We start from the raw sequence: 533 nt of genomic DNA on the forward strand, positions 1-533 counted from the left end.
GAGGCTGATCAGGTCGGCGACGGTGTCGCGGATGGCGCGGGCGACGAACGGGTCCAGCAGGGCGCTGCCGCCGAAGCCGAGGTTCACGAGGTCGACCCCGCCCGCTTGCGCGGCGATCGCGGGCCAGGTGCCTGTCGGGTGAGCGGCGCCCGAGCCGTGGCTGATCGAGCTGCCGTGATGCAGCCAGCGGCGCTCGCGCGGCGCCTGCGGCGCCACCGGGGCGTCCGTGCGCAGCGCGATCAGCTCGGTGATCTCGTTATGGGGGAGCCAGATCTCGACGTCCTTCCGGCCCGCGGGCAGGCCGGTGAAGCGAGCGACGCCCGACGGCCCTTCCGTGAATTCCGCCTCTTGCGTGACCATGTCGACGACGGTGTCGACGTTGCCCTCCGGCACCGTCGTGCGCCCGGCGGGGAGGCCGTCGACGAGGAGGTCGTAGGCACCGTCGGGCAGCGCGGGGAGGCCGGCGTACGCGCGCTTGGTCGGCAGCGCCTCGAGCTCGATGACGGTGGCGGCCGTCCGGAGGACCAGGCGCA

Annotated in this window: 1 protein-coding gene; it reads right to left on the bottom strand. The window is 73.9% G+C overall.

The window, feature by feature from the left end:
• On the bottom strand, positions 1 to 533 hold a 533-nt coding region (locus FK268_RS23770), incomplete at both ends, for an SGNH/GDSL hydrolase family protein (RefSeq protein ID WP_306461505.1).

The organism is Tsukamurella sputi (genome assembly GCF_007858445.1).
Classification (GTDB): domain Bacteria; phylum Actinomycetota; class Actinomycetes; order Mycobacteriales; family Mycobacteriaceae; genus Tsukamurella; species Tsukamurella sputi.